Here is a 12,970-nt window from a genome sequence, read left to right as displayed (position 1 = left end):
GTTATAATGGAGCTAATATTGCGAACAAAATAACTGTAACAGCTTAAAGAGGTATTAATTACCTCTTATTTTTTTTATTTTTTTAAAAATTAGAAATTAGTTTTTAAGAATTCAAGACTTTTTTTAATAGAATCTTTATTATTTACTTCAATCATGTAGATGCCATCATAATTTTTCTTTTCAAATGCATCAATGATATGATTTAATTCAATATTGCCTTCACCTAAAGGTAGGTGTGTGTCATCATCACCAAAATTATCATGCGCATGCATGTGTTTAATCGAATCAAAATACATTTCATCAGCAGGGTATCCAACATGATTTGCATGGCCGATATCCAGTGTCATGTACATTTCATTTTCTGTAAGTAGCTTGTCTAGGTCTTTCATATTCTGATAGATCATGCCTTCAAAAGTGGGCATATTTTCAATGGTCACGCATACTCCCAAGTCGTTTCCATACTTTCCAAGTTCGATTATCGATTCGTTAGCTATTTCATATACCTTATCTTCAAAGGATCTTGCTAAAAAAGGCATCAATCCCGGATGGACAACAACGCATTCGGCATCAATTTTATTTGCTAAATCTATTGAGTTTTTAATTTGTTCTATCGAATTCAATCTGCTTTTTTCCTGTAGGGATGCAATATTGACATCCATGAATGGGGAGTGGATGGAGTATTTTAGATTATAACTTTCTAAAAACTCTTCAGCAATGTTTTCATAGGGGAATTGGTGAACCAATTCGGCGTATTCCAATCCCAAATTCTCAATAAAACTTAAAATGTCTTCTAAGTTTTCATGTAATCCTGCAAGTGTAGATGCTCCTATTTTCATATTATCACTATTTTTTAACCGCGGTTATTTCCAATCCCATTTCAATAGCTTCTATAATAAGATCAGACAATTCAATTCCATTTTTAATTTTAATTTCTCCTTTTTTAGAGGTTGTTGCAGTAAGCAAATATTCCCCTTCGACATAGATATCGAAATTTTGTCTTCCATTGTCCCTTCCAAGCTCTAAGATCAATTGTTTTCTGGTGTGGGTTATATCAACTTCAAACGGAGTTTTATTTTTAGGCTGCTCTTCAATTATTTCAACTCCAAGGCTGATTCCAATGTCGGATTCGATTTCAGCAATTCTTTTACCATTTTTACCGATTATTTTTGGAATATAATCTTCTGGGATGTATATGTTGGCTCTTTCAGGGGATATTACTTCAACATCCACTTTGGCTTTTTTCGGGAGAATCTTTTTGATCTTTCTTAAAATTTCCTTTTCAGCAATTTTATCAACGGAAGATTTGTGTTTTTCACCACTTTCGGTTCCATTTACTAAATCCATGTCCATTACGATGGTCTGTTCACCATAGGTATATATTTCATTTTTGAGTTCTCCAGTTTCAAAGTCGCGAACTTCAATAACTGGTCTTGCCAAATCCGCTTCCTTCATGCCTGTTGGAACTTTAACGGTCATCTTTGTTTCATAAACGCTTGTAACTTTACCGTCTTCAATGTAAATGCTTGTATCAACAATTGATGGTATCACACCAAGTTCCACCCTTGAGGCAATTCTCTGGATTGCATCAATTGGGCGGGTGGCATGGACAACACCAATCATTCCAACGCCAGCAAGCCTCATGTCTGCGAAAATGTTAAAGTCGGTGTTCTTTCTAAGCTCGTCATAGATGGTATAGTCAGGCCTTACAAGTAACAATACGTCAGCCGTATTTTCCATGCTGCCTTCCAGAGGACTATATTGTGTTATTTCATCAGGCAGTTGCAAATCTCTTGGAGATTCCATTGTTTTTACAATTTTGTTTAATTTTGATGAGTAATATTTGGCGATAGCCTGTACAAATGTGGATTTGCCGGCACCCGGTGAACCTGCTATCAGGATCCCTTCAGCATTTGTTCTGATTCTTTTTAGAAGTTTATCGGATAAACGGTACTCATCCAAACTGATGTTGGCTACTGGTCTGACAATTGTAATTTCCAATGCCTCTGAAAATGGCGGATAAGCTATTGAAATTCTGTATTCTCTGGATTGGACAACAAATGATCCTTCTTTTTCAGATTCTAAATAGGTTTTTGGATCGCTTTTTGCCTTATCAAGAATTTCATCAACAATTTCCTTAATTTCTCTGTGAGTGTAACGTTTTTCATTTAATATGACAAAGTCAATGTGTCCTGGTGTTCCTTTTTTGGCCATTGGACATACATTTTCTTTTAAATGAATTGACATGGTGTTTTCATCGAAGAACTTCTCGATTGAAAGTGGCTTTTCAATGTATTTCTGTTCATAATAATAAACTGGAATTCCTTGAGCTTTTGCAGTTTCAGCCTGTACCTTATCATTTGTTAAAAGCGTTCCCATTTCAGATCTTGCCACGTCACGAATGATGCTGTCTATTTCACCGCTTTTGGCATATCTAATGTCATAATTGCTTGGTCTTTTTCCTTTAAAACTAATGGCAAGTTTTCCTTCATCCTGTAGGTCCTGTAATTTTTGAAGTTCTTTCAGGCCTCTGTGACCTTCAGACCGGTTGTCATTGGCTTGATGTTCAAGTTCACAAACAACTGCTTCGGGTACAATGATTTCCGGATAGTCAATGTCACTGTTCTCAATGATTTCGCTGATGGCGCCTATTATAACCGCACTTGTGTCGGGAATTATACATTTCATTTCAATACACGTCTTCTGGGTTTACTAGTCTTTCTAAGATAACTTCCAAGTCATCCTCTTTTAAATCTTCAATGTCAACTTTTTCGGTATTCAGTTTTCTAAAAAAGCAGGAAAGATATCCTTCGTGGCAGGCCGCTCCGGTTTGTTTGATTTTCAAAACAACTGCATCCATATCGCAGTCAACAAGAATCTCTTTGACTTCCTGGAAATGCCCGGAACTTTCTCCCTTTAGCCATATTTTGTTTCTTGAGGTACTCCAGTAATGGGCTTTGCCGGTTTCAATTGTTTTTTGGAGTGCTTCCTTGTTCATGTTGGCTAGCATTAATATTTGATTGGTGTCCGCATCCTGAGCAACTGCTGTGATAACCTTTTGGCCATTTATTTCATGTCTAAAGTTAATTTCCATATCTATTCACCTTTTATGTATTCCACGATATTGTCAATGTCAACCAGTTCCTGGTTTCCGCTAAGCATGTCTTTGATGGTAATTTTTCCCTGTTCCAGATCCTTTTCGCCGATGATGGCCATTTTTGAAACTTTAATCTTGTCGGCATAGTTCATCAGTTTTTTGAATTTCTTGCCGTTCAAGTCAACATCCGCCTTGATGTTGTTTTTCCTTAAAAGCTGGGTTATTTCATATGCTTTAGGCCTTACGTTATCTGAAATTGGAGCAACATAGATGTCTAGGTGTGAAGGTAGTTCTTCAGTTTCGGTTAGCTCTTCTATTGCATTCATTAATCTGTCAAAGCCAAGTGCAAATCCTGTTGATTCAACTTCCTGGCCTCCGAACAATTTCACTAAGCTGTAGGATCCCCCGCCGCATATTTGCTTTTGCGCACCAAGTTCCGGAACATAAATCTCAAACACGATTCCGGTATAGTAGTCAAGTCCCCTGGCAACACCTAAGTTTAATGTGTAATTGCTTACATTGAAAGCTTCTAAAAGTTCAATCAATTCTTTAAATTCTTTTAATGCTTTTTTAGGTTCATCATATGGTGCAATCAATCCTTCAACATCACTTAAAATGCTTTTATCCCCAACCATGTCAATTAGCTTCAAAAGAATTTGGTTTAATTCATCATCATCAATTACAGGGTTATCTCCACTCAATGATTCGATTAAAAGGTCTTTATCTCCCTTATCAATAACAACCATTATTTCCCTTTGGGTTTCTTGGGAGATGTTAAAGTGTTTGAATAATCCCCTAATGATTCCTAAGTGGTTGAGATTAACATCGGCTGTGGTAATTCCCAGGGCATTGATTGCATCGCTGCAAAGTGCAATGACTTCCGCTTCGCCTTGGGGGGTGTTGGCTCCAATCAACTCGCAGCCGAATTGCCAAAATTGTCTGAACCTTCCTTTTTGAGGTCTTTCATATCTAAAACAGCTTCCATAGTAATAAAGTTTGATGGGTTTTACAACTGTTTTTTCGAGTTCATTTAAGTATAATCTTGCAACTGGAGCGGTAATTTCAGGTCTTAGGGTCAATTCCCTGTCTGATTTGTCTTTGAAATTGTATAATTGATTGACAATTTCCTCTCCAGATTTTGTTGTAAATAATTTCAATTCCTCAAATAAGGGAGTTTTGATTTCTTGATAACCGTAATTTTCGAATATGTTTCTTAAGGTACTTTCTGCTTGTTTTCTTTGTCTCATTTCATCAAATAAGAAATCTCTTGTACCTCTAGGTCTTGTAAATTCCATTTTTACTCTCCTATGATTAAATTTATTATAATTAAATTATGTTTATACAAAGTTATATAATCTTTGTTAATTAATTAAGTATTATATGAATATTAAAGGAAGTACGAATATTGTTGGTTTGATAGGCCATCCTGTTGAACATAGCTTTTCCCCGCCGATGCATAATGCGGCATTTGCCGAATTGGGATTGGATTATGCGTATGTTGCTTTTGATGTCAATCCAAATAACTTAAATTCAGCTATTGAAGGAGCTAAATCTTTAAATATTAAAGGATTTAATGTCACCATCCCACACAAAATAGAGGTTATGCAGTATTTGGATGAGCTGGATGAGGTTGCCCGGCTGATTGGTGCTGTAAACACTATTGATTTTAAAAATTTGAAAGGGTATAATACCGATGGGATAGGTGCTGTAAGGGCAATCGAGGAAGTCAGTTCAATTAAAGGTAAGGATGTTGTTGTTGCAGGGGCTGGAGGGGCTTCAAGAGCAATATCATTTTATCTTGCTAAATTTGGCGCAGATTCAATAACAATACTAAACAGAAATGTCAATAAGGCTCAAAATTTGGCTAGTGACATTTTGAAATCTGATTTGATTGGTGATGTTGGCGCAGATTCAATCTTAGAGATTGGCAACTGCTTGGGTGATGCTGATATTCTGGTTGATACAACTCCTTTGGGAATGGACCCTCACATTAACGATGAACCGATAGCCAAAGCCGATTCAATGCATGAAGAATTGGTTGTATTTGATGCGGTTTATAATCCTAATGAGACAGTTTTACTTAAGGAAGCTATTGGGGCAGGTGCAAAACCGGTCTATGGAATTAAAATGTTACTTTATCAGGGAGCAGAAAGCTTTAAAATCTGGACAGGTAGGGATGCTCCAATTGATGTAATGCAAAAAGCGCTAAATGAATATTTGGGAAGATAATATGGAGTTAATGTTTAATATGGAAGATTTAACATCTGATGAAGAGGAATTTTCCGATTCCAAAAGGGATGTATTGAAATTCCTTAAAATAATTGGTGTCGACACTCGTTTTATTTCATACACTCCTCAAAAAATCTACATCAACAACTTGAGATTTTCAAAGTTTTCAAGAACCCGTGAAGCTACTTTCAATAGGCAATATCCAGAAATTGAAGTCGTTAGAAATTCTTTATTCCAAAAGATTTGCTCAAAGTCATCAAAGCATTTGGCTTTGGAAATCGAACCCAACTCCAAAATATTGATGCCTGAGAACAATTTCATAATCGATGTATTGATGGAGCCATACACCCGCAAATATGGTGTTGAATTGGTTTATGATGGAGATTATGATTTGGCCGTAAATCCCTTAATTTTGGATGATGAAGTAAATAATATTTTTTCAAGCATTTTTGCCGGTGAAGGAATCAATTTCAGAGATAAAACCAGTGAGATTTATCCTCTGGTTAATGTGCCTTTGGAGTGGATTAATTCATTTTTGGAAATGGACGGTCAGGATACTATTGAAAGTGAAAACACTGATGAATTGGCCATTTCATTTTCTCGATTTTTGGAAGATGTTGCACCCCAGTATAAGGAAAATGTTGTCAGCGCTTCCGAGTTCATTGGGGAAAAATTAGAAACTGAAAAGTGACACCTGTTTGTCGGTCTTCTTTTTGGATTTTTCTTCCTTGGATTCATCTTTAGGTTCTTCTTTTTTGGGAACTTCAACTTGCTGCGGTTCTTCTTCGACAGTTTCATCATCATTGTCTAAACCAGGAATTTCAAATGGAAGAGTTTCTTCAGCCATTTCAATTTCTTCAGGGGCATTCAGCATCTGATTTTGAAGTTCTTCAAACCTTTTGTCACGCTCTTCAACTCTCATTTGAGCTTTTTTAGCTTCCATCTTTGTTATGACTTTTTTAGGAATCTTTTTTGATCTAAATCTTTTTATCTCATTTTCCTCAAGTTCCAAAAAGTCAGAGATTTCCCATGCAAGCTCATCATTTTTAAACATTATTTCAAGGTAAGGAAACATTGATATTGCAATCGCATGTGATATGTGCATCTTTTGAGACATCTTTTCTGCTATGTCGTCCCTTAGGTTTCTTTTACCTCTGTTGCGGCCCATCAATGTGAATATTGTCGGTGTCTGTATTTTTGTGAATTTTTTGTAGGTTTCTTTTTTGGAGCTGCTCACACCAATTCCCATAAAATCACTTGCATATTTCCAGTAACCGTAATTCCTGCTGCTTCGAGCTCTTCCAAAGTATAAATCAGCTTTAGCTATATTCTCATAAGCTTTTTTGATTTCATTTTTTTTAGTGTATTCCCTTGGAATATTTTCTGCAACATATTCCATAACAAGAGTTGGGTCTTCGTCAACCCTTAAGGCTTCCCTTACATGCTGTGGGTTTTTACTTTTTAAAACACCGGTTATGGCATTGAATATGTCTGATCTGTCGTCCTTTGTTCTTAGGTTTTCAACATCTATTGGTTCTAACACTTCATCTTCATCGGCAAGTGCTTGCAATGTGTTAATTGCTGAGCGCATATCTCCATTTGATTTTTTTGCTATTAAATCAAGTGCTTTTGGGTTGGCTTTGATTTCTTCTTTTTGAGATATTTCTTTTAAAGCTTTTCTAATGCTTGGGCTTCTAACTTTGGCCATTTTAATAACAGTACATTTGGGCTTGATGGATGCTATTCGTTTTGAGTAAAAATCATTGGCGATTAAGATCATCGGATGTTTGGAGTTTTTAATAATCTCTCCAATGGCTTTAACCCCTCCACGGTCATTGGTACCATGGATTCCATCCACTTCATCCATTATGATTAATTTGTATTCGTCTCCAAAAAGAGACCTTGATGAAGAGGATTCTCCAATCGTACTTTTAATAATGTCCTGTGAACGTTTGTCACTTGCATTAAGTTCTATTGATTCTGAAAACTCTTTTGCAATTACCAGGGCAAGTGTGGTTTTTCCAATGCCAGGGGGTCCAACTAAAAGTAGGGGTGGCTGTGGATTGCCATTTTTCCAATTTTTTACCCAATTCTGGATTATCTCTTTTTCCTTGTTATTGCCAACCACTTCATCTAAGGTTTGTGGTCGGTATTTGTCAGTCCATAACATTTCGATACCTTAGATGAATTTAGTTAATAAAGCTTCAAGTTGAATTCTTGGATTTGCGCCTTCTCTTATTCTAAAATCGCAATCCGCTATCGCTTCAATTAAGTCAATATAAAAATCAGGTTCCATCTTACCTTCAACGACTCTTTTGGAAACTTCTGAGTATATCTGGCTGACCATGTCCTCTCCGCTGGTACCTTGTAAGACCATGGTTTCTCTTAAGATATTCCTGGCACCCAAAAAATCCCCCATCAATGCCTTGTTTATCATGTTTCCAATGTCTTGAGGTTTTGCTTTGGAAACAACTTCATAAACGGATTCTTCTGTAATTGCTTCACCTTCGCTTGCAGCCGCCTGTAGGACATTAACAGCTTTACGCATATCTCCTTCAGCAAAGTAAACTATTGTCTCAAGACCTTTGTCATCAGCTTCAAATCCTTCATTTTCACAAATGTATCTTAATCTTTGAGCTATCTCTTCACCTTTTATCGGTGCAAATCTGAATATGGCACATCTTGACTGGATCGGATCAATAATTTTTGAAGAATAGTTGCATGAAAGGATGAATGATGCAGTTTTGGTATACATTTCCATTTCACGACGAAGAGCATGTTGGGCATCTTTAGTCATGTTGTCAACTTCATCTAAAAAGATTATTCTAAATGGAGCCCCAACCGGTTTTAATCTACAGAAATTTTTAATACGGTCTCTTACTGTGTCAATTCCTCTTGCATCAGAAGCATTTAATTCTAAAAAGTTTTGTCTCCAGTATTCGCCTAGAATTGATTTTACAAGTGCAAGTGCAGTTGTGGTTTTTCCAACACCTGCCGGGCCTGTAAACATTAAGTTAGGCATGCTTTTTTCGCCAACATATTTTTCAAGTCTTGTTATGATTTGTTTTTGTCCTACAATGTCTTCCAATGTTTGAGGTCTATATTTTTCTACCCATGGTCCAGTCATTAAATCACCATTTTTTCACTGTATCATGATATGTTTTTTGTTAAATAATTAACTTTTGGTTAATGTTTTTATATGTGAAAAGGTCATATATAATTCAAATGAGAGAGTACTTGGAAAGTATTAATTGAAAATTTTTAGGTGTTTAAAATGAAAGGTACATGGAGACTCAAATTAAGAATGTTGCTTACCTCAGTTTTAATGTTTACAATTGTTTATTTCCTTATTATGCTTATCGGATGGTATATGGGGGTAAGCAGTTGGAGATTGTATGCAGGCGTAAGTATTGTAATTGTATTTTTACAATATTGGTTTGGTCCGTCATTGGTAAAGCGTTCAATGAATGTAAGGCCATTATCTGAAGCAGAAGCACCTCACATCCATCAAATGGTTCAGGAATTGGCTGATGCTGCAGGCATTCCAAAACCAGAAATCGGCTTATCCGAAATCAACATTCCAAATGCATTTGCATATGGCAGGTCAAGCAAAAGCGGACATATTGCAATCACTCGTCCGATTTTGGGCTTGCTTGATCGCGATGAACTAAAAGCCGTATTGGGTCATGAGATGGGTCACATTAAACATAATGACATGATTGTCACTGCTGCTGTAAGTGTTATTCCAATGATTTGCTATTATATTGCATTATCCTTCATGTTTTCAGGAGACAGCAGAAATGGCGGAGGAATAATCATTGGGATCTTAGGTTATCTATTTTATTTAATAGGACAGTTGTTAGTGCTCTTTATTTCAAGAACAAGAGAATACTATGCTGATGAGGCCAGTGTTGAATTTGGCAATCGTCCTGCCGCATTGGTTTCAGCACTCTATAAGTTATCTTATGGTGCAGCTACATGCAGCAAGGAAACCATCAACGATTTAAACTGCAATCGCGCATTCTTTGTCAATGATATAAATAATGCTAAAAATGACGTTGTTGATTTTCAGCAAATCGATTTTGATGGGGATGGACGCATATCCGATGAAGAATTAAGAACATTGGCTAACTCAAATGTTAAAATCTCTAAAAAGAATGGTATCATGGAAGTGTTTTCCACTCACCCTGATTCTTTAAAAAGAGTGAAAAGATTGGCGGAACTTGAAAATTAGGTGTTTAATATGAAAATGATTTTAGATGAACGTGGTAAAAAGTATATTTTAAAACCTGGGGCTGAATTTCAAAGCGATTTGGGAATTGTCAAATCTGATGTTTTGGATAATGCCAAAATTGGTGATGAAGTCAAAAGCCATCTTGACCACACATTTAAAATCGTAAAGCCTAATATAAATGATTTTATTGATCTGATGGATCGCAGATGCTCAATACTCATTAAAAAAGATATTGGACAAGTCCTGGCTCACACAGGTTTGGGTGCAGGTTCAAGGGTGGTTGATGCAGGAACAGGTGCCGGAGCTATCGCACTTAATTTTGGAAATGTTGTAGGCGAAACCGGGCAGGTCTATACCTATGAAATCCGTGAGGATTTTGCTGAAGTTGCACGGAAAAACATTGACAATTTTGGAATTACCAATATTGAAGTTAAAAATAAAAACATCAAGGATGGAATTGATGAGGACAATATCGATTTGATCTTTTTGGATTTGCCTAAGCCATTTGAGATATTTGAAGATGTGATGGACACGTTGAATGTTGGGGGATGGCTTGCAGTATATGCCCCATACATTGATCAGGCCGAGACTTCTTACAGGGTTGCTAAAAAATTAGGCTTTTATGATATTGAAATCATCGAACTTTTAGAACGTGGTCTTGAGGTAAGAGCTCAAGGCGTAAGGCCAAAAACCCGGATGGTCGGCCATAGCGGATATTTGGTCTTTGCAAGAAAATTATAACTATTAAAATAAAAAATAAGTTGGAATAATAAATTAATTATTCCATAAAAATTGCAGGTTTGTAAGGCATTGCGTTTCTTGCCTTGTTTTGTGGGTCGTATGAGTCATCGGTGTGAATGATTACTTCATTACCGCATTCTTCTTTGATGTAATCCAAGGCATCTGTAAGAATTTCCTCTTCGTTGATTTTACCGATGTATCTTGTTTTGGTAATTTCCTTACCGATTTTTTTAGCTACCATTGCTATTTCTTTTTTGTCATCGTAGATGTTAGCTCCAATAGCTCTTCCCATAATCTGGCCAATGTCAGGTTTTCCAACTTCATCAGCTATTTTGTATAGGTCCCATTTCCAATCGGGAGCAATGTAAATGTGAATCTTTTCGACTTCATCTCCAACCATCTGTTTGATGTGGCCAATGTCTTTAATGATGTTTTCAACAAGTTCCTCTGATTTTTCAATTTCAGGACTTACCAATTCCGGGTCATATTCCGGCCAACTTGCTTGGCTTACAAAACCTTCTCCGCCATATTTGGACCATAACTCTTCTGATGTATGTGGTGTAAACGGTGCTAAAAGTCTTATCCAAGCTTCCAGTACAGTTGATAAAACATAGATGACAGCAGGGTCTTGTGAATCAATGATATGTTTGATTCTGTATAAATAGTGGTCCACATCTTTTTTAAGTAAGAATAAAGAATCTTGCAAAGCCTGTCTTGTTTGGAAGACTTCTAAAGCTTCAGTTGACTTTTTGATATGCTCGTTTAGCTGGCTTATCATCCATAAGTCAATTGTTCTTGTAAGTTCAACTTTTTCAATGCTGCTTAAATCAAGTGTTGAACCTTTAATTTCTTCAACTTTTGCTGCAAATTCCCTAAACCATTCAAGTCTTCTTTTAGTACCGAGCACTTCCTTTTCTCTCCAATCAAAGTCTTGCCATGGCTCAGCTGAAGCCATTAAGAAGAGTCTCACAACATCTGCGGTATAATCATTGATTGCATCTTTAAGTAAGATTACATTGCCTTTGGATGAGGACATTTTATTTCCTTCCAAAAGACCCATTCCGAATACTACGGTTCCTTTTGGCCATTTGTCTTCAGGATAGATTGCACTGTGGGTAAACATCAAAAAACTTAAGTGGTTTCCTACAAGGTCTTTGGCGGATAATCTCCAATCAAGGGGATACCAGTAGTTGAATTCATTTTGGATTTCGGCAACTTTTTCTTCGGGAACAGTTATTTCACAGGAATCCTTGTTGAGTAAAACTTTATCAAAGAAAGCAAGATTTAAGTCATCCGGATTCATGTCCCTTAGATATTTGGCAATTGTATAATATGACATGTAAATTGTTGAGTCAGTCAATGGTTCTATTAACCATTGGTTGTCCCATGGAAGTCTTGTTCCAAGTCCGACCTTTCTTGAACATGCCCAATCATCTAACCAGTTGATGTAATAGTTAAAATTACTTTTAAGCTCTTTTGGAATGATTGTTTCTCCTTCAAGAACTTTTAAGGTTTTTTCAGTCCATTCTTCATTGCCGTATTTCATGAACCATTGGTTGTCCATAATCTTAACAACACAATTATTTCCGCATCTGCATACGACCGGCCTTTCAGCAAAGTCATACATTATTGTTGCCATATTGTCTGCTATTAGTTTTTCTTTTAACTCTTCACGGGCAAAACGAACTTTCATCCCTCCAAATTCAGGTATTGATTCGATGATAGTTCCTTTACTGTGTTGCTGTTTGTATAGCTCGTTTGTAGCTTCTTGTAGCTTTTCATCGTTTTGGTCAGTAATTCCAAGCCTTTCAATGATGTCTGCTGCAGGAATTTCCCCATAACCTTTAAGGGTACACACTGGAATCGGAACTACATTATCAATAATGCCTCCTAAGTTATATTTGGCTATCATTTCTTCATTATTTTTTAAATCTTGAAGTGCGATGTAGTCTGCTGGTGCATCGGCAGGCTCTGAAAATACCACTCCACTACCATAGGATGCGCTTACAAAACTAGCTGGGAAAATAGGCAATTCTTCACCTGTAAATGGATTTTTAGCCATTTTTCCAATTAAATCGTTAGGGTCAATTTCTGAGATAATTTCTAAATCTTTAACTTGGTGCTGCAAGTTGTAGTGAGCTTCCTTTGTAATGACCCAATTTTCACCATCTGCGTTGACTAGCACATATTCAATGTCGGGGTTTAACCAGATGTTGGTTGCCCCAACAATAGTTTCTGGTCTTAAGGTTGCAGTTACAAGGATTTTATCTTCAATTGGGAATTTCAAAAGGGTTAATTCATTGACTCCCACTCCTTCACCTTCAAGCAGATCGTGGTCTCCCACGGGGTTGTCACAGTTTGGACAGTATTTGACAGGGTGTTCCCCTTTTGCAACCAGTCCTTTTTCATGCAGGGTAGTAATCTGCCATTCAATGAATTTCTTGTATGTCGGGTCGATTGTTCTGAATTCGCGTCTCCAATCAATGGAATAGCCCATTTCTTCCATGACTTCATGATATTCTGTAGAGAAGTATTTCACGATGTATTCGGGATCTTCTAATTTAGGTAAGGTTTCCTTTGGAACGCCGTGAACCCTTTCATACAAATCAAGTGTCCAGGGGTCTTTCCTTTTAATCCTGTCTACAATTCCAATAACGGGAGCGCCGGTCACG

The 12,970-nt window shown here is 36.8% G+C and carries 11 protein-coding genes; 4 read left to right on the top strand and 7 right to left on the bottom strand.

The annotated features are described in order from the left end of the window. Positions 1 to 89: 89 nt before the first annotated feature. From ACKI4K_RS03125 to hisS, 4 genes are read right to left on the bottom strand one after another with little or no spacing between them, the layout of a single operon-like run. Entirely contained in the window at positions 90 to 836 is a 747-nt protein-coding gene (locus ACKI4K_RS03125; RefSeq protein WP_407422193.1) for a sugar phosphate isomerase/epimerase family protein, read from the bottom strand. A 7-nt stretch (positions 837 to 843) separates the two neighbouring features. Then, positions 844 to 2,685: a PINc/VapC family ATPase gene (locus ACKI4K_RS03120; RefSeq protein WP_407422191.1), complete on the bottom strand. Its 1,842-nt coding sequence runs from the start codon at positions 2,683 to 2,685 to the stop codon at positions 844 to 846. Position 2,686: 1 nt separating this feature from the next. Then, entirely contained in the window at positions 2,687 to 3,091 is a 405-nt protein-coding gene (gene hisI, locus ACKI4K_RS03115; protein ID WP_407422189.1) for a phosphoribosyl-AMP cyclohydrolase, read from the bottom strand. Between the two features lie 2 nt (positions 3,092 to 3,093). After that, entirely contained in the window at positions 3,094 to 4,389 is a 1,296-nt protein-coding gene (gene hisS, locus ACKI4K_RS03110) for a histidine--tRNA ligase (RefSeq protein WP_407422187.1), read from the bottom strand. An 85-nt stretch (positions 4,390 to 4,474) separates the two neighbouring features. On the opposite strand from hisS, the gene ACKI4K_RS03105 reads away from it, so the two are divergent. Then, entirely contained in the window at positions 4,475 to 5,323 is an 849-nt protein-coding gene (locus ACKI4K_RS03105; protein ID WP_407422185.1) for a shikimate dehydrogenase, read from the top strand. A gap of 1 nt (position 5,324) precedes the next feature. Further along, on the top strand, positions 5,325 to 6,014 hold the full coding sequence (locus ACKI4K_RS03100) for an ATPase (RefSeq protein WP_407422183.1): 690 nt from the start codon (positions 5,325 to 5,327) through the stop codon (positions 6,012 to 6,014). Here the strand turns inward: ACKI4K_RS03100 and ACKI4K_RS03095 are convergent. Then, positions 5,997 to 7,493 (bottom strand): replication factor C large subunit, encoded by a 1,497-nt coding sequence (locus ACKI4K_RS03095; RefSeq protein ID WP_407422181.1) that lies wholly within the window; start codon positions 7,491 to 7,493, stop codon positions 5,997 to 5,999. The two genes, ACKI4K_RS03100 and ACKI4K_RS03095, sit on opposite strands and share 18 nt — an antisense overlap. Positions 7,494 to 7,502: 9 nt before the next feature. Continuing rightward, positions 7,503 to 8,450, bottom strand: a complete 948-nt coding sequence (locus tag ACKI4K_RS03090; protein WP_407422179.1) for a replication factor C small subunit — start codon at positions 8,448 to 8,450, stop codon at positions 7,503 to 7,505. A gap of 147 nt (positions 8,451 to 8,597) precedes the next feature. Here ACKI4K_RS03090 and ACKI4K_RS03085 point away from each other — a divergent pair, with 147 nt between their 5' ends. Continuing rightward, positions 8,598 to 9,557, top strand: a complete 960-nt coding sequence (locus ACKI4K_RS03085) for a zinc metalloprotease HtpX (RefSeq protein ID WP_407422177.1) — start codon at positions 8,598 to 8,600, stop codon at positions 9,555 to 9,557. Positions 9,558 to 9,566: 9 nt separating this feature from the next. Next, the gene (locus tag ACKI4K_RS03080; protein WP_407422175.1) at positions 9,567 to 10,298 is read left to right on the top strand and encodes a tRNA (adenine-N1)-methyltransferase; all 732 of its coding nucleotides are present in this window, start codon (positions 9,567 to 9,569) and stop codon (positions 10,296 to 10,298) included. 37 nt (positions 10,299 to 10,335) lie between these two features. On the opposite strand, the gene leuS is transcribed toward ACKI4K_RS03080, so the two are convergent. Beyond that, a partial coding sequence (gene leuS / locus ACKI4K_RS03075; RefSeq protein WP_407422173.1) for a leucine--tRNA ligase occupies positions 10,336 to 12,970 on the bottom strand: 2,635 nt, incomplete at its 5' end.

The organism is Methanobrevibacter sp. (genome assembly GCF_045644645.1).
In the GTDB taxonomy this organism is placed as follows: domain Archaea; phylum Methanobacteriota; class Methanobacteria; order Methanobacteriales; family Methanobacteriaceae; genus Methanocatella.
Note: the sequence above shows the minus strand (reverse complement) of the source record. Positions and strands in the feature narration are given on the sequence as shown.

Excerpts from the sequence above, each read along its gene's own strand:
- ACKI4K_RS03125 (WP_407422193.1), bottom strand. The coding sequence starts at position 836 with ATGAAAATAGGAGCATCTACACTTGCAGGATTACATGAAAACTTAGAA.
- ACKI4K_RS03120 (WP_407422191.1), bottom strand. The coding sequence starts at position 2,685 with ATGAAATGTATAATTCCCGACACAAGTGCGGTTATAATAGGCGCCATC.
- hisI (WP_407422189.1), bottom strand. The coding sequence starts at position 3,091 with ATGGAAATTAACTTTAGACATGAAATAAATGGCCAAAAGGTTATCACA.
- hisS (WP_407422187.1), bottom strand. The coding sequence starts at position 4,389 with ATGGAATTTACAAGACCTAGAGGTACAAGAGATTTCTTATTTGATGAA.
- ACKI4K_RS03105 (WP_407422185.1), top strand. The coding sequence starts at position 4,475 with ATGAATATTAAAGGAAGTACGAATATTGTTGGTTTGATAGGCCATCCT.
- ACKI4K_RS03100 (WP_407422183.1), top strand. The coding sequence starts at position 5,325 with ATGGAGTTAATGTTTAATATGGAAGATTTAACATCTGATGAAGAGGAA.
- ACKI4K_RS03095 (WP_407422181.1), bottom strand. The coding sequence starts at position 7,493 with ATGTTATGGACTGACAAATACCGACCACAAACCTTAGATGAAGTGGTT.
- ACKI4K_RS03090 (WP_407422179.1), bottom strand. The coding sequence starts at position 8,450 with ATGACTGGACCATGGGTAGAAAAATATAGACCTCAAACATTGGAAGAC.
- ACKI4K_RS03085 (WP_407422177.1), top strand. The coding sequence starts at position 8,598 with ATGAAAGGTACATGGAGACTCAAATTAAGAATGTTGCTTACCTCAGTT.
- ACKI4K_RS03080 (WP_407422175.1), top strand. The coding sequence starts at position 9,567 with ATGAAAATGATTTTAGATGAACGTGGTAAAAAGTATATTTTAAAACCT.